The organism is Anaerospora sp. (genome assembly GCF_032013335.1).
Taxonomy (GTDB): Bacteria; Bacillota; Negativicutes; order Sporomusales; family DSM-15969; genus Anaerospora.
The window spans coordinates 1-18,510 of the sequence record NZ_DALZUO010000012.1; the positions used below are offsets into that span (position 1 = coordinate 1).

Genomic DNA, 18,510 nt, shown 5'->3' on the forward strand with positions numbered 1-18,510 from the left:
GGGAAGCAAGGGATTGTAGTTCTGTACTTTTGTCTTGATACAAAAGTACCAAAAAATCAAGACCTGTACAAAAATGGCCTTGGAAGCAGGCCTCTCTTGCTAAAATTCCGAAACTCGCTGCGCTCAAACAGTCGGAATTTCTTTACGCAAGAGAGGCCTGCTTCCACCCTATGGGACGGCAATTTTTATAAGGGTCATAGGCTACTAAAACAAGGAACGAGGCTGCAGAAATACTGTGTCAATGGAACCGTCCCCGTGCCACGTTCCGTTCGTTCCCCGCTCTTTTCGGCCCTTCTGGAAAAAGACGGTCCGCAGGATGGAAAAAAGGCAACTTACGTTAAGAAATCCGTTCTGTTTGAGCGCAGCGAGTTTTGCGGATTTTAGTAAGGTGCCTTTTTTTCCAAGTCTTTTGGAAGACAGGCCTAGAATTTTTGCTACTTTTATTTCAATGACAAAAGTAGGAACTCGGTCTTTTTCCTTGGGTCCTATTAAGCTTAGTTGAGTAAAGCGGGAAAAGGCAAAAGCAGCGATGAGGTGTGAACCCCTGTGATAATAAACAAACGTACTATCCGGATTTCAATACTTGTTGCAGCGGTTATAGTGACTGTTTATTTTATTTGGTCAGTACGCAGTGGACTATATCCATTCATTATAGCCCTCTTTTTAGCTTATTTACTTAACCCGGCTGTGTGCTATCTTGAGAATAAAGGATTGCGCCGGACTGCAGCTATCCTGGCGCTGTACATATTAGTTTTTTCCACAATGATTTTCGTAGGTGCCCGTGGGATACCACTCATTATTAGAGAGTTAGAGAACTTTGGACGGGAATTGCCGTTTATGGTGGCAAAAGGTGAAGAATTAATTCAATTTGTTCAGTCTCAATATCAAAATTCAGTATTGCCGTATTCTCTCAGAGTTGCTATTGATAATGCGCTCCTTATGGTACAAAATGATATCCAACAATTTATTGCTGATGCAGTAAATGCGTTGATTGGTCTGGTGAGTCACTCTATTGGCCTGGTAATTACACCGATATTAGCATTTTATTTACTGCACGACTGGTATGAGATAAAAGAAAAGTTACTACAAATGATACCGATGCGCTGGCATACCGAATGTATTCTAACTTTCCGGGAGATTGATAAAGTGTTAAGCGGTGTTATCCGCGGTCAGTTAACAGTTGCATTAATTGTGGGGATGCTTGTTACAATTGGCCTTGAAATACTGGGAGTCCGCTATGCACTTTTAATCGGTATAGTAGCGGGGATATTGGATATTATTCCTTATTTTGGTGCCTTTATCGGGGCAACACCTGCAGTTACACTCGCACTATTAAGCTCACCATGGCTGGCACTGAAGGTAGTTCTGCTATTTTTCGCTATTCATCAGCTGGAAGGCAGTATCATCGGCCCCCAAATCATGGGAGATAATGTGGGGCTCCATCCTTTATCCGTTATTTTCTTTTTATTTATTGGAGGCGAATTAGGCGGTATTCCTGGAATGCTGCTGGGTGTGCCAATTGCTGCCGTTGGTAAAGTGTTTATCCGTCATATGATCCGCATGCTTATTTAGGACTTGCGGTACTTTCCAATTATTGACGGATATTCTAAATTAATGTATAATTCCAGAAGAATATGGTGCCTTATGTCGTGGAGGATGATAATAATGACTGGGAATGAATTACGTAATAAATTTTTGCAGTTTTTTAAGAGCAAAGATCATTTAGTACTGCCAAGTTATCCGTTAATCCCTGAAAACGATCCGACATTGCTGTTAATCGGAGCAGGAATGGCTCCTTTCAAACCTTTTTTTACCGGAAAAATGAAGCCGCCTCAACCACGTATTTCAACTAGTCAAAAATGTGTTCGAACCGGCGATATTGAAAATGTTGGACGCACTGCACGTCATCATACCTTTTTTGAAATGTTAGGAAACTTTTCTTTTGGCGATTATTTCAAGAAAGAAGCAATCGCCTGGGCCTGGGAGTTTTTGACCGAGCAAATCAATTTGCCGAAAGATAAACTATGGATTACGATACATACCCAAGATGATGAAGCTTATCATATCTGGTTGAATGATATTGGCATACCGGCAGAGCGAATAGTACGGTTAGAGGATAATTTCTGGGAGATTGGTCCTGGACCTTGTGGTCCCTGCTCAGAAATTCACATTGACCTTGGCGAAGCACGCGGCTGTGGCAAGGATGATTGCAAGGTAGGCTGTAATTGCGATCGTTATCTTGAAATATGGAATTTGGTTTTCACCCAGTACGACCGGGATGAGGCCGGAAACTATACACCACTGGCAAAGAAAAATATTGATACCGGTGCCGGTTTAGAACGTATTGCTTCTGTACTGCAAAATAAGCCTTCTAATTTTGAAACTGATTTGTTATTTCCGATGATTGAACATACTGCGCAAGTCGCAAATGTTACCTATGGGCAGCTACCCAAAACTGATGTGTCCTTAAAGGTAATCGCTGATCATGCACGCAGTATGACCGTGATGATTGCCGACGGCATACTGCCTTCTAATGAGGGACGAGGCTATGTTCTCAGACGGATTCTGCGGCGTGCTGTTCGCCATGGCCGTTTGATGGGCATTGAAAAACCGTTTCTTGCACCAATTGTTGATATTGTGGCAGGGATCTTTGCTGAACCCTTTCCGGATTTAGCTGACCGGAAAGAATATATTAAAAAAGTGATTCAGTTGGAAGAGGAACGCTTCCATACTACACTGGCTCAGGGCCTTGAATTACTTACCGGACACATTAACACACTCCGCCAAGCTGAAAAAAACACGCTGGACGGAGCTACCGGCTTTAAGCTTTATGATACTTATGGTTTTCCCTGGGAGTTGACACAGGAAATCCTTGCAGACTACGATATGGAGCTGGATAAAACCGGCTTTGATTTGGCTATGAAGGAACAGCGTGAGCGTGCCCGGGCCGCAAGAACCGATGTTGAGTCCAAAGTAATTCTACCTGACCTTTCTCAATTGGCTACCGATAAGCTAAGTGTTAAAGAAAATGCCGAAACTGCTAAACTAGTGTTACTCGCCAAAGAGGGGAACGTTGTTAATGAGATTCATGATGGGGAAGAAGTACTCATTATTTTGGATGTGACTCCCTTTCATGCTGAGGGCGGCGGCCAAGTAGGCGATATTGGTCAAATTACAGGTGCAATGGGTAAAGCCGAGGTGCTGCAGACCAGAAAACTTCCTGATGGCACGACATATCAGCTTGGTATAGTGACAGAAGGCTTTTTAAAGGCTGGTGAAGCAGTCGCTCTTACAGTAGATGGTTCCAGGCGGCGCGCTGTTGCCCGTAATCATACCGCAACCCATCTGCTTCATGCCGCATTAAAAACTGTACTTGGCGATCATGTTAATCAAGCAGGCTCGCAAGTGGGCCCCGACCGTCTGCGTTTCGATTTTTCACATTTCGAGGCAGTTACACCTCAGCAGCAGACTGAGCTGGAAGCTATCGTTAACAAAGTTATTTTAGATAATTTACATGTGGGCATAATAGAAACAACACAGGATGTAGCCAAAGAAATGGGTGCTACTGCGTTGTTTGGTGAGAAATATGGCGATCAGGTACGTGTCGTCATGGTTGACAATTTTAGCAGAGAGCTATGCGGCGGTACGCATGTAGGCAGTACGGCTGAAATCGGCTTATTCCGTATTGTGAGTGAAGCCGGTGTTGGTTCAGGAGTCCGGAGAATCGAGGCGGTTACAGGATTTGGCGCTATCGAGCTTGTAAAGACTCATGAACAAATTCTTTCTGAAGTTGCAATGACTTTAAAAACTCGTCCTGAAGACGTCAATGCGCGTATTGATACGCTCCTCAGCCGGGTAAAAGAGCTTGAGAAAGAGATTGCTGTGCAGAATACAAAGCTGGCAAAAGGCGTTGTTGATGAATTAGTTGCAAATTGTCTGCAGGTCGGTACACTTAAGATAGCGGCAGGCCAAGTAGAAGCCTCCGATATGGATAATTTGCGTAATGTAGCTGATTTAGTACGCGATCGCATCGGCGATGGTGTCGTCGTATTAGGAGCAGTCAGTGACAGCAAAGTTAATTTTGTTGTTATGGCTACCAAAGAGGCTGTAGCGCAAGGTATTCATGCCGGAAATATAGTAAAAGCTGCTGCTAAGGCAGCTGGCGGCGGCGGCGGCGGACGGGCGGACATGGCCCAGGCAGGCGGTAAAGAGCCTGAGAAAGCAGCTGAGGCGCTCAAGTTGGCTGTTGAAGTTGCACAAAGCCAAGTAAAGTAAAGCAAATACAGGACGAGGTAATCCTCGTCCTACCCTATTATTTTTTCTGTTTTCATAAAAATAGGAAAAAATTAGTTTTAGTAGAATATATTGGAATGGAGAAAGTAATACTACCTTGAGAGGGGGATGGCGCATGAGCAATGTATCTGATCAAACAATGATGTTTCGTGTTGGCAATGAAGAGAACAATGCAGCGGCCGTCATTATTTCAACCGTTTATCAGTCCTTGCAGGAAAAGGGCTATAATCCGATTAATCAGCTTGTAGGCTATTTGCTTTCCGGAGATCCAACCTACATTACCAGCCATAATAATGCCCGGGGGCTGATTCGTAAACTGGAACGGGATGAATTGCTGGAAGAACTGGTGAAAGCCTATGTGAAGGATAAATAGGATTAATCGGAGGAACCATGCGCATACTTGCACTTGATGTAGGCGACAAAACGATTGGTGTTGCTGCGAGTGATTTATTGCTGTGCACTGCCCAAGGTATTGAAGTCATTCGCCGTACATCTTTAAGCCGCGATATCGAGAGACTTCAACAGTTAATTGATCAATATGAAGTCACCACAATAGTTGTAGGTTTACCCAAAAATATGAATGGCACAATTGGGCCTAGAGGTGAGCTGACTCAGCAATTTGCCAGCGAACTGGGAACACTGTTTCCGGGGATCGTGATAAAATTATGGGATGAGCGTCTTTCGACCGTTGCTGCCCAAAAAGCGCTGATTGCTGCTGATGTGAGTCGAGCTAAACGCAAGCAGGTTATTGACAAAATGGCGGCTGTTTTTATCCTGCAAGGCTACTTAGACAGTCTGCCAAGGAAGAGCTTATCCTAGAACTTCCTTGACAGGATATTTTTTCTAGGATAAAATTACATTAATCTTAACAAAGGGGTGGCAAAAAATGGCTGAATTTGATAAAGACGACCTGGAAGATGTAGAAGAAGAATTGGTCGTTGTAATGACAGATGAGGAAGGTAACGAATACTACTACCGTGAAGATATGATAGTTCCGGTTGGAGATAAACGCTTTGCTATATTAGTACCACTTCAGGTTGAAGACGATTGCGAATGCGGCGATGGCTGCGGCTGCGATGAAGACGAAACAGATGTTTATATCGCTCGTATCGACACAGATGAAGATGGCGAAGACGTTTATGTAGATCCTACTGACGAAGAATTCGAAGCTGTCCGTCAGGCCTATGAAGAACTTGTGGGTGACGAAGACTTAGAATCCTAAGGAAGCCCTGAGAGGCTTCTTTTTTTCTGTCTATTTGTGTATAATGTAGACACGGTTTTTAAAAAGAGGTGATAGGAATGCAGCTTTCTAATTCGCTAATGACCAAATCAATTTTAGCCGTAGCGGTGATTAGCTTTTTTATAGCAGGTTTATTATATGGTGCAGCACAGCCAATCAGCTTTACTAGCAGCGAGCCCGTTACAATCATTATTAAACAGGGGATGTCAGCTAATGAAATAGCGGCCCTGTTAAGGCAGCAAGGATTAATTAAAAATACAACATTATTTCGTATGTATGTACATTGGTCAGGCTTTTCCAATTCGTTGCAAGCCGGTGAATACACGTTTACTCCAGATATGAATATGCCGAAAATGATTACCATGCTCGCCAAAGGGGAAGTTTCTTATAGCCAAATTACGATTCCGGAAGGCTTGACAATTGAGCAGATAGCAGCATTATTGGAGAGTAAGCAAATAGCTAATGCTGCAAAGTTTAAAGCAGCAGCAAAGGACTATCAGCCCTTTGCTTATATTGATGCTGATACCAGAGTCGGTTATAAGCCGGAAGGATTTCTTTTCCCTGATACCTATCGAGTGCCGAGGGGGATCAAGGAAGAAGAGCTGCTGCAATTTATGGTAAGCGAATTTGATCGTAATTTTACCCCTCAAATGAGAGAAAAAGCAAAAAAACAAGGGCTCACTATCCGCGAAGTAATGATTTTGGCATCTTTAGTTGAAAAAGAAGCCCGTATTGAAAAAGACCGGCCTGTAATTGCCGGTGTATTTTTAAATCGAATTAGACAAGCTATGCCTCTTCAGTCTTGTGCTACCATTCAATACCTTTTAGGATATCCTAAAGCGGAGCTTACAATTAAAGATACGGAGATCCCATCACCCTATAATACTTATTTAAACATGGGACTTCCGCCAGGACCAATTGCCAATGCCGGCACTGCTTCTATTATGGCTGTTTTGGAACCGGCGCTCACAGATTATCTTTATTTCGTAGCCGATAATGAGGGAGTCCATCATTTCAGCAAAACCTATGACGAGCATTTGATAACAATTGAGCAGGTGAGTCAGTAATGGGAGTTATCGCTGTCCAGTTGGAAGTGATGAAAGACTACGCAATTAAAAATAAGGTTCCAATTGTGCAGCAGGAAGCAGAAGATATATTGATCAATCTTGTTAAGCAACAAAATCCTCAATCAATATTGGAAATTGGAACAGCAATTGGTTATTCGACATTAGTTATGGCTGCTCATTTACCAGCAACCAGTCATATCACAACAATTGAATTAAATGAGGAAAGAGCGGAAATTGCCCGTAATTTTATTCAGCAGGCTGGGGCTGCAGATCGGATAACGCTGCTGTGCGGCGATGCCGGTGAATTACTTCCGCAGTTAAGCGGAAGCTTTGATATGGTGTTCATTGATGCGGCTAAAGGGCAGTATCCCGATTACCTCGCCAAAATAATGGATAAGCTAACAAAAGGAGCCTGTATTGTTGCTGACAATGTTTTTTTTCGCGGAATGGTAATCAACGAAGCTGTTGATACACCACGCCGTTTTCGGACGATTGTCAAGCGGCTGCGGGGCTATCTGAATACAGTGACTGCAGATCCTCGATTTTCAACAACGCTCTACAAGACGGAAGATGGACTGGCAGTATCTTATTTTTTAGAGGAGAAAACAGATGAAGCAACTTGAGTTATTGGCACCGGCAGGTAACATGGAAAAATTGCAAATGGCCTTACTATATGGTGCCGATGCTGTATATATGGGTGGGAAATCGTTTGGCCTTAGAGCTTTTAGTGATAATTTCACGGATGAAGAACTAAGAGAGGCTGTTGCCTTCACTCACAGTCAAGGTAAAAAAGCATATATTACCGTTAATATTTTCCCTCATAATGAAGATTTACCGGCCTTGCCCGACTATATTCGTTATATTCGTGATATTGGCGCTGATGCGGTTATTATCTCAGATCTGGGTGTATTCAGTGTGGTTCGGGAAGTGGCACCTGATTTGCCGATTCATATTAGTACGCAGGCAAATAACACGAATTGGGCTTCGGTTAAATTCTGGGAGGGGCAAGGCGTGAGCCGTGTAGTCATGGCTCGTGAAATTTCGCTGGAAGATATTTCGTTAATTCGGGAAAAAGTAAATATTGAACTTGAAGCATTTGTTCATGGTGCTATGTGCATCTCTTATTCCGGGCGCTGTTTGTTAAGTAATTATTTTACGCAGAATCGAGATGCTAATCGTGGAGAGTGTGCACAAGTATGCCGCTGGAAGTTTGCCGTAGTAGAAGAAAAACGACCTGATCAGTTTTATCCCGTGCTTGAGGATGAACGTGGTACCTATCTGTTTAATTCTAAGGATTTGTGCCTGCTTGCCCATTTACCGCAGCTTGTGGAAGCAGGACTGACTAGTTTTAAAATTGAAGGGCGCATGAAAAGCGTACATTACGTGGCGACGGTGACGCGAGTGTATCGAGCTGCGCTGGATGCTTATCTGGCTAATCCGGAAAAATTTTCTGTTCGTGAAGAGTGGTGGCAGGAACTAAATAAAATCTCCCATCGACCGTATACGTTGGGTTTTTATTTTGCTAAACCTAATGAGAATGATCAAATTTACTCAGGTTCAAGCAATACACAGACTCATGACTTCGTCGGCCTCGTTCGCAGTTATGATGCTGAACGCCAAGTGGCTGTGATCGAGCAGCGTAATAATATAAAAGTAGGCGAGGAAATTGAAATTGCGCAACCTGGGCAGCCCAATTTTTCTCAAGTTATTCATTGGATGAAAGATCTCGAGGGCAACTCTATTCAAGTCGCGCCGCACCCGCTGCAGTTGGTCACATTGCCGGTGAGTCAGCCGGTAGTTCCTTTTGCGATGCTGCGCCGAAAGGTGAGCGAACAGTGAGTGATGATGGTGTACGTATTAAAGTAGAACCTCGTAATATTACCTATATCAGCCGAATTATGGAAGGGTATGAGTACTTCGGTGTTGTTACAACTATTGATCGCAGTGAAGGTTTGTTACTTATCCGCACAACACCTGACATGCGTCCGGAAATACAGCAAATTCTGTCGAGCCTGCCAATCGATGTGGAGTTTGTATAATACTTCCAGCTTTTATGCCATACTATCACTGAGGTGATGGTATGGTATTTCATTTGTCGCGCATTAATAAAATGTGCTTCTTTTTTGGCTTTTTCACAGTGCTGCTGCTAGGCAGACTGTTTTATTTGCAATTGATTGAAGGTCCCCATCTGACGCTGGAGAGCTTAAGCGGACGGGTACAGGAAGTACCGGTAGATATAGCTCGCGGCGAAATCCTGGACAGGAATAATGTATCCTTAACAAATACTGCGCAACATTTCAGCATCGTAATCTTTCCGGATCAATTGAAAGAATCTGCGCAAATAGCGAAACAGCTTGCCGCTATTAGCGGCAAAGACGAAAACAGGATTGACTCCCTCTTACAAACGAATCATCGACCCTTTAAGTTAAAGACGGATATAGATGCAGTTACTGCACAAAAGATTAATAGTCTGAAATTAGCAGGTGTATTAGCGGTAGCAGAAAAAGTACGATACAGCTTTACTTCTCTTGGAGCTCATTTGGTTGGTTATACTAATACAGCGGATAATCGGGGGGTTAGCGGGCTTGAGGCAATGTATGATGAAGTGCTGCGCGGCAGTCAGCCTGAATATGTTGCTGCCCTCGTAGATGCAACTCAGCAGCTCATTCCAGGTCTTGGCTATAAGAAATTACGTATTGCTGAGGGAACAGGACCTAGCCACATTATATTGACAATCGATACACGCATTCAAAAAGTAGTCGAATCAATCATGGATAAACAAATTGAAAAAGGTGCCGTAGTAGTTATGCGCCCATCTACAGGTGAAATTCTGGCGATGGCATCTCGCCCTAATTTTGATGCGAATCATTTGGACAGCTATTTAACCAGCAGTGCAGCGCCTTTTATGAATCGTGCATTATCTGCCTATCAGCCCGGTTCTGTTTTTAAGCTGGTATTGGCAGCGGCAGCCCTTGAAAATAAAATTGTTAAGCCTCAAGATGTATTTTTTGACCCAGGCTATGTTGATGTAAATAACATACGGATTAAAGGCTGGGATTATGAAAAAGGACCACGTGGAAAAATATCTTTTGCTGACGCAATTGCCTATTCCAGTAATCCTGTAATTATTAATGTTGGCTTAAAGCTAGGAGCAGAGGAACTGATTACTTATGCTAAGCGTCTTGGTTTTGGAACAAAGACTAAGCTGGATTTTGATGGTGAAGCAGATGGAAATTTACCTGCGGCAGAAAGTCTTTATCCAGGGGATTTGGCTAATTTATCAATAGGGCAAGGATTTTTGGAGGCTTCTCCCTTACAAGTTGCTTCACTCATTGGAACAATAGTTAATGATGGTATCAAAGTTGGTCCAAGTTTGGTCAGTCGTTTTATTACACCGGAAGGCAAGGTAATTAAAAATTTCCCCTTATCCCGGGGCACCAGAGTATTGGATAAACAAACCGCTATACAGCTGCGTGAAATGATGTCTGCTGTCACACGCTACGGGACAGGACAGGAAGCTTATGTTGAGAAGGGAGGCTCGGCAGGGAAAACGGGTTCAGCCGAAACAGGCCACTATGATAAGAATGGTAAAAGTCTAAGTCATGCCTGGTTTGCCGGCTATGCTCCCCTCGACAACCCAGCCTATGTAATTGTAGTTTTTGTTGAAGATGGCATGTCGGGCGGCGATGTGGCCGCTCCCATATTTCGTGAAATTGCGGAAGCAGCACTGGCTGTCAATTAGAAGATTATTCTAGTCAAAAGATTAAAATTATGGTAATATATAAAAGTTAATATCATAATAAGGGATAAAACCCTGATGATATCACCAGTTACGTGATGTCATATTACGACTTTAGCTTTTGCAGCTCATTGTAAAGACTGTATTTGCGATAAGGGATGGTGGTATGTCATGAATAATCGGATTGAACGTCTTCGTGAATTATGTACTAATAAAGGTCTCGAGGGTTTTATTGTTACAAAGCCTGAAAACCGTCTTTATTTCAGCGGTTTTTGTGGCTCATCCGGACTATTGCTTGTGACCGGTAATGATGCAAAATTATTGACTGATTTCCGATATGTTACCCAGGCCCAAAGTCAGGCTCCAGACTTTGAAATAGTGCGCCATGGAGTCGCTATTTTAAAAACTCTTGGTCAGACTGCAAGCAATCTCGAAGTTAAGAAGCTTGGCTTCGAGATGGATTATGTTACGTGGGCGGACTATCAAGCAATGGAGCGTGAGCTTTCCGGCATTGAGTTAATTCCGTGTAGAGTGGATGAATTGCGAATGATGAAGGATGAGGCTGAAATTACTGCTCTGAAGAGAGCGGTTTTTATTGCAGATCAAGCCTTTTCTCACATCCTTAAATATATTCGCCCAGGAATGACAGAACGGGAAGTTGCCTTAGAATTAGAGTATACGATGCGGCGATTAGGAGCTGAAAAATCAGCTTTTGATATTATAGTAGCATCAGGAGTTCGATCATCATTGCCTCATGGTATTGCATCTGAAAAGATCATTGCAAACGGTGATTTTGTGACAATGGATTTTGGTGCTGTTTATAATGGCTATCATTCTGATATTACTCGGACAATTATTATGGGCCAAGCAAGTGATAAACAACGCCAAATATATGAGATCGTGCTGCAGGCACAGCTCGCAGGTGTAGCAGCTGTTCAACCGGGCAGGACGGGAAAGCAGATTGATGAAGTATCCCGCAGTATTATTACAAATGCTGGCTATGGAAATTACTTTGGACATGGTTTAGGCCATGGCGTTGGACTAAATATTCACGAAGAGCCTCGTTTATCTCCCGGAGGTGACACGATGCTGGAAGCCGCCATGACAGTAACTGTTGAACCGGGTATCTATATTCCGGAATGGGGTGGCGTCCGCATTGAAGATACAGTTGTTGTGGTGTCCGCAGGTTGTGAAGTATTAACAGCTAGTAGTAAACAACTGATACAAGTAGAGCGATAATTAGGAGGGTAAATAATGATATCAAGTAATGATTTTCGTCCAGGTGTAACAATTGAATTTGATGGAAATGTTTGGCAAATTGTGGATTTTCAACACGTTAAGCCAGGTAAAGGGGCCGCTTTTGTAAGGGCAAAAATGAAAAACATACAAACTGGTGCTGTTGTTGAACGTACTTTTAATCCCGGCGAAAAACTTCCTAAGGCTCATATTGATCGTCGCGATATGCAATATCTGTATGAAACTGACGAAGAATATAATTTTATGGATAATGAGAATTTTGAACAAATTGTCATGACCAGTGAGCAATTGGGTACAGCCAAAAACTTCTTGAAAGAAAATATGAGCATTGAAGTTATGTTCTTTCAAGGTATCGTAATTGGTGTTGAGCTGCCGTATTCCGTTGAACTGCGCGTAGTTGAGACTGATCCTGGAATCCGTGGTGATACTGCAACAGGAGGTACCAAGCCTGCTAAGCTGGAAACCGGTTACACGGTGAAGGTACCTTTATTCATCAACATAGATGATGTCCTCAGAATTGATACTCGCAGCGGCGATTATCTCGAGAGAGCATAAATTTGCTTGCCTCCTTTGTTATGTTTTTTGTTGAAGCCGGGAATAATAGCGGTGTACAGCAGCATAGCAAAAGGGGGCTTTATATTTATGGGAAATTTAAAAGAACAAGTTGCCTATCTTCAGGGATTAACTAAAGGTTTAAATCTAAATGAAAACTCAGCAGAAGGAAAAATGCTGTTAAAAATCGTGGATGTTTTGGACAGTTTTGCTGAAGAGATCCAGTGCGTAAATGTAGCACAAGAAGATTTGGAAACCTATATGGAAACCATTGACGAAGATCTTACTGATTTGGAAGATGAGGTTTATGTAGACTCCTATGACGATTCTGCTGACTCCGGATTAGGAGAAGACTATGATGATGATTTTGTCGAAGTTGCTTGTCCGGTTTGTCATGAGGAAGTCACTTTTGATGCCGATATTTTAGATGATGAGGATGCTATTGAGGTAACCTGCCCCCATTGTGGTGGAGTTGTCTATGACAACACATTAGCGTTCGATGAAGATGAGTTGGACAACCTCGATACTCGTCATACTATGCACCCCGGTGTGTAACGGATAAAACAATAGAAAATATAAAAAAAGACTTGGTACATACCAAGTCTTTTTTTATTTATTTTGAGCATAAAGTTATGTCCTGGCCCATATCTATGTAAAGAAAGGAGTGGACTATGGACGATCATTATATTCTAGAAAAGCAAATCTGTCCGGTTATTGCACCAAGAATTGCCGCTGGTATAGAAAAATTACCATCATTATATAAATCGCAAATTACTGAAATCCGTTTGAGGACGGGCTTGCCGGTACTGACTGTCATGGGGATCACTGACAGCATGCTGACTGAGGCGGGAAACCTTACCGAGCTTAAAGAACAGGCGCTAATCTGCAGCCATGATGACCTGCAGCGGACCCTGCAAATTATTAGTAGAAACTCACTATATGCATTTGAAGAAGAATTACGTTCCGGTTTCATTACTATACAGGGCGGACATCGGATCGGTGTTGCCGGGCAGGCATTATTGGAAGACGGTCACATAAAAACGCTAAAAAATATTAGTTCCCTTAATATCCGCATTGCTAGACAGGTGCTCGGATGTGCCAAGGCACTAATGCCTTATCTGGTAACAACGGAAGGCAATACACTTAGCACATTAATCATTTCTCCTCCCCGATCAGGTAAGACAACCTTATTACGCGATATAGCCCGCTATCTTAGCACAGGATTAAATTGGCTAAAACTCCCTGGCTGGCAGGTGGGGATTGTTGATGAGCGTTCTGAAATAGGAGCATGCCGTAACGGCATACCTACAATGGACGTTGGGCCGCGGACGGATATTCTTGATGGTTGTCCGAAAGCAGTTGGAATGTTAATGCTGATTCGTTCCATGTCGCCGCAAGTCATTATTACGGATGAACTTGGCCGTGCAGAAGACTGTAATGCTGTCCGGGAGGCGCTCCACAGCGGTGTTACGGTTATTGCCAGTGTTCACGGGAAAAGCCATGAGGATATAAAATATCGCCCTTTTGTGGGTGAATTAGTCCAGAATCACTATTTTGAGCGTTACGTTGTACTGAGTGATCGCCCCCATCCTGGTACTGTTGAGCGTGTTATTGCTGCCAGCAGCGGCGAGAGTTTATATTGCAATAAGGGGGGTGTTAGAATATGTGGTTAAAAATTGCCGGCAGTATTTTGTTGTTGTCTGCAAGTATTGCTATTGGATTTCATTTTGCCTGGAGATATGCGGAAAGACCCCGGCAAATACGGCAGCTTTTAAGCTGCTTAGCAGCGCTACAATCCTATATTTGTGTGTCGGCTATACCCTTAGGAGATGCCTTGCGGCTATGCGCCGGAGGAATAGAAGGACCTATTGCCAGATTGTTTCATCGAACAGGCTGTGCACTAACCGATAATGCACAATTAACCCCGCAAATCGCTTTTTGGCAAAACTATCAGGATATGAGAAAACAGCTGTTGCTGGAAAAAACAGAGATAGAAATTATTCAATTATTTAGTACTAACCTAGGTATGATGAACCGGGAAGAACAGCAAAAAAAATTAATGCTTATTCAAGGTCAATTGCAGAAGGTCGAGCAAGAGGCCCTTTCCCAGCGTGATCCAAATATGAAGATGTACCGTTATCTAGGGGTTTGTGGTGGCTTAGCAGCTGTTATTATGCTGATTTAGAAAGGAGCGTCAAAAGTGGGACTGGATTTACTCTTTAAAATCGCCGGGGTTGGTATTTTGATTTCGGTATTTCATACTGCGCTGAAGCAGGCCGGTAAGGAAGATATGGCTCATTTATGTACGTTAGCCGGTTTTGCAGTTGTTTTAGTGTGGGTTGTGCAATTACTTGGACGATTATTCACTACGGTTCAGGATGTATTTAAGCTATTCTAAGGGGTGTACGGCATGGAAATTGTGCAAATTGTTGGGCTAGGCTTTGTTGTAACGCTACTCATTCTTATCATTAAACGACAAAAACCTGAACTTGCCGTACAGCTTAGTATAACCCTTGCTTCTATCATCTTTCTCATGGTTCTCTCAAAACTTAGTGTAGTGCTGAATTTATTTCGTGATTTAGCAGAAAAAGCTCAAATTAGTCAAATGTACTTAAATACTATTCTAAAAATTATTGGTATCGCTTATATTACCGAATTCGGCGCTCAAGTATGTCGTGATGCCGGAGAAGGTGCGGTTGCCGGTAAAATAGAATTTGCTGGAAAAATTTTAGTTATGATCATGGCGATTCCGATAATAGCGCTAGTTCTTGATACGATTGTACGATTATTACCGTAAGGTGGAATTAGTATGCGAATTGTGTTTATTACAATTATGCTGCTAATGAATTGTTATATTTGTGTAGCTGCTTCACCGGAAACGGATGAACTTAGTATGAAACTATTCAATACTTTGTCTGCAGATAATATTAATCAGTTCATTAGTAATATAAATCATGAGCTAAATGAAGATATTCCAATGTTGTCACCGCAAACAATCAAGGACATTGCCAGCAACGGGTTAGCCTATGACTGGCAAAAACTGACCCAGTCACTGATGGCTCGCTTATTTAAAGAATTAGCAGCCAATATTCATCTTATGGGCAAATTACTATTCTTAGCTGTGCTATGTGCCCTATTGCAAAACTTGCAGAATTCGTTTGAAAGCTCTGCTATTTCTGTACTCGCTTATGGGATATGTTTTGTTTTTCTTACGGTGATTGCATTGACCGCATTTTATAATGCACTTGGCATTGTAAGGCAGACAGTCCAAACCATGATTGGATTTATGGAGGCATTACTGCCACTCTTGATTTCACTTCTGGCCGGTATGGGGGCAATAACGTCTGCTACACTATTTACACCGCTGATGCTGTTTGTGATTAATACGGTAAGTGTAATTGTAAGAGATATTGTTTTGCCGCTGCTTTTCTTAACGGGTGTTCTGGAGTGCGTAAATTACCTATCAGACAAATACCGCCTCAATAATCTCGCTAGTGTGTTTAAGCAAACCAGTATGATTATCCTTGGGTTAACTATGGTGATTTTTATCGGTATTATCAGTATTCAAGGGGTTACTGGCAGTGTTGCTGACGGACTGACTCTTCGAACAGCAAAGTTCGCAACTGCTACATTTATTCCCGTTGTTGGCAAAATGTTTGCCGATACAGTAGAGCTGGTAATGGGAGCATCTCTATTACTGAAAAATGCTGTAGGGGTCTTTGGAGTATTAGTTATTATACTGTTGTGTATTTTACCGGTAATTAAACTTATTTCATTGATTTTGATCATTAAAGTCGCCGGAGCATTGATTGAGCCAATGGGTGATGAAAAAATGGCAAAATGTTTAGATGGAATTGGTAATAATTTACTGCTGGTGTTCGGAGCGCTGCTTACAGTAGCATTAATGCTGTTCCTGGCGATTACGATGATTATCGGCGCTGGCAGTATGGCTTTAATGCTGAGATAAGGCGGGATTTAACTATGATGGCAGAAATATCCGCATGGGTTAAGAGTATTGTTATGGTCGTTTTATTTGCGACATTTTTAGAGTTTTTGCTTCCTGCCAGCAGTATGCAGCGATTCGTACGGGTCATTATGGGATTATTCATTATGTTGTCTATACTTAATCCCCTAATCAATGTCTTGCACAGTCAGATATTGCCCGAGCCGGTTGCCGTATTTGGTAATCCCGCAACAAGGGCTTCTGAAATTGAACGGGCTTCCCAGGAGGCAGCAAAAGGACGCAGTCAATTGACGCATGAAATGTACAGAAAAGACCTAGCTAAACAAATTCGCGCACTGGTGATGGCTGTCGAAGGTGTTGCAGAAGTAAGGGTTGCGGTTGAAACCAATGATGAAGAAGGCAGTAAAAACATCGGCGCCATCAAGAAAATTGTTCTATATGTTCAGCCAGGCTTAACAAGTACAAATAGTAAAATAAAAAAAGTTTCGATAGATACAACAAATACAGCTGCTGCTGATAATCGCCCGGAGCTATCCGCTGCCACGCGAGATAAGATTCAAAGAGTAATAACGGAACTTTATCCGATTCGTGAAGATCAGTTGACGATACAACGCTTAAATTAAGGAGGAAGATAAGATGAATGCTATGGGGGAGTGGGCAGCAAAAGCCAAGCGGTTATGGCCTTCTCAATTGATACGGGATGGCGTAATCAATATGCGCTTAATTGTGATTGGTTTATTGGGAGTTGGCCTGCTTGTTGCCGGAGGAATATTTGATCAACAAGCACCAAAAGGAACTAGTGAAATTGCGAAAGAGGTTAAACCGCCTGCAGCTACGGTTAATCGAAGTTACGAAGATATATTAGAGGCTAAGCTAGCCAATATTTTATCGCAGGTAAAGGGAGCCGGTTCTGTTGTCATCAGCATTACCCTGGAGAACACAGGTACGCAGGAGCATGCTAAAAATACAATCAAAGAAAATAAAGTTATTCAGGAAAAAGATACAAGTGGCGGATTGCGCACAACTACTGAAAGTAAAGAAAGTGAACAAATATTAATGAGCAGGGAAAACAGTGCTGATCATCCTGTTATGGTCAAAGAAACAAAGCCGGCAATTAAAGGCATATTAGTAATTGCTGACGGCGCGCATGATTCAATTGTGAAAGCTAATCTTACGAAAGCAGTAGAAGCGGGCATGGGAGTGGCTCCCTATAAAATAACAGTACTTCCACAAAGAAAGTGAGGTAATTGCTAATGATTTTATCAATAAAAAAAGCAAACAGAAAAACTGCACTTTGGGTTGTTGGAATCGTTGTTTTTACTCTAGCGGCAATAGTCTCCTTGCAAAATCTTAGTGCTGATAAACAAGCGAAAGTAGATCGTTCAAACGCTATGCAGGTAACAAAACAAGTTGTAGCAGACAACGCATTACAAGTCAGTGCACCTGATTTTTTTACAGAATACCGCCTGGAAAGAGATAAGGTTCGCAGTGAACGCTCCGATCTCATACGGGACATTCTTAAAAATGCCAAAACGGATGATATGAGGCAGAAAGCACAAGAATCAGTATTAAAAATGGCATTAGACAAACAACGGGAATCAGAGATGGAGAATTTGATTAAGGCACGCGGTTTTAGTGATGCTCTTGTCTTTGTTAGAGAAAACTCGGTCAGCGCGGTAGTAAAGACTTCTACGCTTTCACGGGAAGAAGTGATTCAAGTTGCGGATGCCATTAGCCGGGTTACTGGGGTTAAGGCGGAGGATATTACCATTAGTGCAAAACCCTAAAGCTGCAAAATGGCTGCCAACTATGCCGTAAGTTTTTATAGGTGCTTTGTTTTTAATAGGCGCGGATAGGCAATACTAGGAATATTAGCGATTGTATGCCTCAAAATTGTAAAAATGGAAGAAGTTTGGTATACTGGAAGAGTTATAAACTGCTAGTAACAGTAATATATTGTGCCATAGAAAGCCAAAGGGGGGTTGATTTTGGAGAAACGCGAGCGCATTGAACGCACAGAACATAATGATGTAGGCTCAATCCGGATAGCAGATGAAGTTGTTGGTATTGTTGCCGGCTTAGCAGCAACCGAAGTAACCGGTGTAGCAGGTATGAGCGCCGGCCTGGTAGGCGGCATAGCAGAAATGCTTGGTAAAAAGAACTTATCAAAAGGCGTTAAAGTAGAGGTTGGCGAAAGAGAGGCCGCTGTTGACCTATATATTATTGTTGAATATGGAGTGCGTATCCCTGACGTAGCTCTTCGCGTCCAGGAGAATGTGAAAAGAGCAATTGAGTCCATGACTGGACTTGATGTTGTTGAAGTCAATATTCATATTCAAGGTGTTGGATTTGGGCAGGATGGTGAAGAAAAAGATATTCGCGTTCGCTAGAAAGGAGT

The 18,510-nt window shown here is 42.5% G+C and carries 23 protein-coding genes; all 23 read left to right on the forward strand.

The window, feature by feature from the left end:
• Positions 1–384 (forward strand): hypothetical protein (locus tag RTR76_RS11200; protein ID WP_312520668.1); only part of this gene is annotated, 384 nt, incomplete at its 5' end.
• A gap of 162 nt (positions 385–546) precedes the next feature.
• The gene (locus tag RTR76_RS11205; RefSeq protein ID WP_312520670.1) at positions 547–1,572 is read left to right on the forward strand and encodes an AI-2E family transporter; all 1,026 of its coding nucleotides are present in this window, start codon (positions 547–549) and stop codon (positions 1,570–1,572) included.
• Between the two features lie 84 nt (positions 1,573–1,656).
• Positions 1,657–4,275, forward strand: coding sequence for an alanine--tRNA ligase (gene alaS, locus RTR76_RS11210; protein WP_312520672.1), 2,619 nt, complete (start codon positions 1,657–1,659; stop codon positions 4,273–4,275).
• Positions 4,276–4,408: 133 nt separating this feature from the next.
• Complete coding sequence (locus RTR76_RS11215; protein ID WP_312520674.1) at positions 4,409–4,666, forward strand: IreB family regulatory phosphoprotein; 258 nt, start codon at positions 4,409–4,411, stop codon at positions 4,664–4,666.
• A gap of 17 nt (positions 4,667–4,683) precedes the next feature.
• Positions 4,684–5,112, forward strand: a complete 429-nt coding sequence (ruvX, locus tag RTR76_RS11220) for a Holliday junction resolvase RuvX (RefSeq protein WP_312520677.1) — start codon at positions 4,684–4,686, stop codon at positions 5,110–5,112.
• A 67-nt stretch (positions 5,113–5,179) separates the two neighbouring features.
• On the forward strand, positions 5,180–5,515 hold the full coding sequence (locus RTR76_RS11225) for a DUF1292 domain-containing protein (protein ID WP_312520679.1): 336 nt from the start codon (positions 5,180–5,182) through the stop codon (positions 5,513–5,515).
• 77 nt (positions 5,516–5,592) lie between these two features.
• Complete coding sequence (mltG, locus tag RTR76_RS11230; protein ID WP_312520681.1) at positions 5,593–6,600, forward strand: endolytic transglycosylase MltG; 1,008 nt, start codon at positions 5,593–5,595, stop codon at positions 6,598–6,600.
• On the forward strand, positions 6,600–7,223 hold the full coding sequence (locus tag RTR76_RS11235; RefSeq protein ID WP_312520683.1) for an O-methyltransferase: 624 nt from the start codon (positions 6,600–6,602) through the stop codon (positions 7,221–7,223). The genes mltG and RTR76_RS11235 overlap by 1 nt, the downstream gene beginning before the upstream one ends.
• Positions 7,210–8,439 carry a U32 family peptidase gene (locus RTR76_RS11240; RefSeq protein ID WP_312520685.1) on the forward strand — a complete coding sequence of 410 codons (1,230 nt, stop codon included), beginning with the start codon at positions 7,210–7,212 and terminating at the stop codon, positions 8,437–8,439. The genes RTR76_RS11235 and RTR76_RS11240 overlap by 14 nt, the downstream gene beginning before the upstream one ends.
• A complete protein-coding gene (locus RTR76_RS11245; RefSeq protein ID WP_312520687.1) occupies positions 8,436–8,639 on the forward strand; it encodes a DUF4911 domain-containing protein in 204 nt (67 codons plus the stop codon). Before RTR76_RS11240 ends, RTR76_RS11245 begins: the two co-directional genes overlap by 4 nt.
• 41 nt (positions 8,640–8,680) lie before the next feature.
• Entirely contained in the window at positions 8,681–10,342 is a 1,662-nt protein-coding gene (locus RTR76_RS11250; RefSeq protein ID WP_312520689.1) for a penicillin-binding transpeptidase domain-containing protein, read from the forward strand.
• 168 nt (positions 10,343–10,510) lie between these two features.
• Complete coding sequence (locus RTR76_RS11255) at positions 10,511–11,578, forward strand: Xaa-Pro peptidase family protein (RefSeq protein WP_312520691.1); 1,068 nt, start codon at positions 10,511–10,513, stop codon at positions 11,576–11,578.
• A gap of 15 nt (positions 11,579–11,593) precedes the next feature.
• Positions 11,594–12,151, forward strand: coding sequence for an elongation factor P (gene efp, locus RTR76_RS11260; RefSeq protein ID WP_312520693.1), 558 nt, complete (start codon positions 11,594–11,596; stop codon positions 12,149–12,151).
• A gap of 51 nt (positions 12,152–12,202) precedes the next feature.
• Complete coding sequence (locus RTR76_RS11265; RefSeq protein ID WP_312520695.1) at positions 12,203–12,703, forward strand: CD1247 N-terminal domain-containing protein; 501 nt, start codon at positions 12,203–12,205, stop codon at positions 12,701–12,703.
• Positions 12,704–12,819: 116 nt separating this feature from the next.
• Positions 12,820–13,821 carry a stage III sporulation protein AA gene (spoIIIAA, locus tag RTR76_RS11270; protein WP_312520697.1) on the forward strand — a complete coding sequence of 334 codons (1,002 nt, stop codon included), beginning with the start codon at positions 12,820–12,822 and terminating at the stop codon, positions 13,819–13,821.
• The gene (locus RTR76_RS11275) at positions 13,812–14,333 is read left to right on the forward strand and encodes a stage III sporulation protein AB (protein ID WP_312520698.1); all 522 of its coding nucleotides are present in this window, start codon (positions 13,812–13,814) and stop codon (positions 14,331–14,333) included. The genes spoIIIAA and RTR76_RS11275 overlap by 10 nt, the downstream gene beginning before the upstream one ends.
• Positions 14,334–14,348: 15 nt before the next feature.
• Entirely contained in the window at positions 14,349–14,546 is a 198-nt protein-coding gene (gene spoIIIAC / locus RTR76_RS11280) for a stage III sporulation protein AC (protein ID WP_132082205.1), read from the forward strand.
• A gap of 12 nt (positions 14,547–14,558) precedes the next feature.
• Positions 14,559–14,945 carry a stage III sporulation protein AD gene (gene spoIIIAD / locus RTR76_RS11285; protein WP_312520700.1) on the forward strand — a complete coding sequence of 129 codons (387 nt, stop codon included), beginning with the start codon at positions 14,559–14,561 and terminating at the stop codon, positions 14,943–14,945.
• A gap of 12 nt (positions 14,946–14,957) precedes the next feature.
• Entirely contained in the window at positions 14,958–16,115 is a 1,158-nt protein-coding gene (gene spoIIIAE, locus RTR76_RS11290) for a stage III sporulation protein AE (RefSeq protein ID WP_312520702.1), read from the forward strand.
• 14 nt (positions 16,116–16,129) lie between these two features.
• Positions 16,130–16,735 carry a stage III sporulation protein AF gene (gene spoIIIAF, locus RTR76_RS11295; RefSeq protein WP_312520703.1) on the forward strand — a complete coding sequence of 202 codons (606 nt, stop codon included), beginning with the start codon at positions 16,130–16,132 and terminating at the stop codon, positions 16,733–16,735.
• Between the two features lie 13 nt (positions 16,736–16,748).
• Positions 16,749–17,354 carry a hypothetical protein gene (locus tag RTR76_RS11300; protein WP_312520705.1) on the forward strand — a complete coding sequence of 202 codons (606 nt, stop codon included), beginning with the start codon at positions 16,749–16,751 and terminating at the stop codon, positions 17,352–17,354.
• A gap of 11 nt (positions 17,355–17,365) precedes the next feature.
• On the forward strand, positions 17,366–17,899 hold the full coding sequence (locus RTR76_RS11305) for a SpoIIIAH-like family protein (RefSeq protein WP_312520707.1): 534 nt from the start codon (positions 17,366–17,368) through the stop codon (positions 17,897–17,899).
• A 201-nt stretch (positions 17,900–18,100) separates the two neighbouring features.
• Entirely contained in the window at positions 18,101–18,502 is a 402-nt protein-coding gene (locus RTR76_RS11310) for an Asp23/Gls24 family envelope stress response protein (protein WP_312520708.1), read from the forward strand.
• Positions 18,503–18,510: the final 8 nt, after the last annotated feature.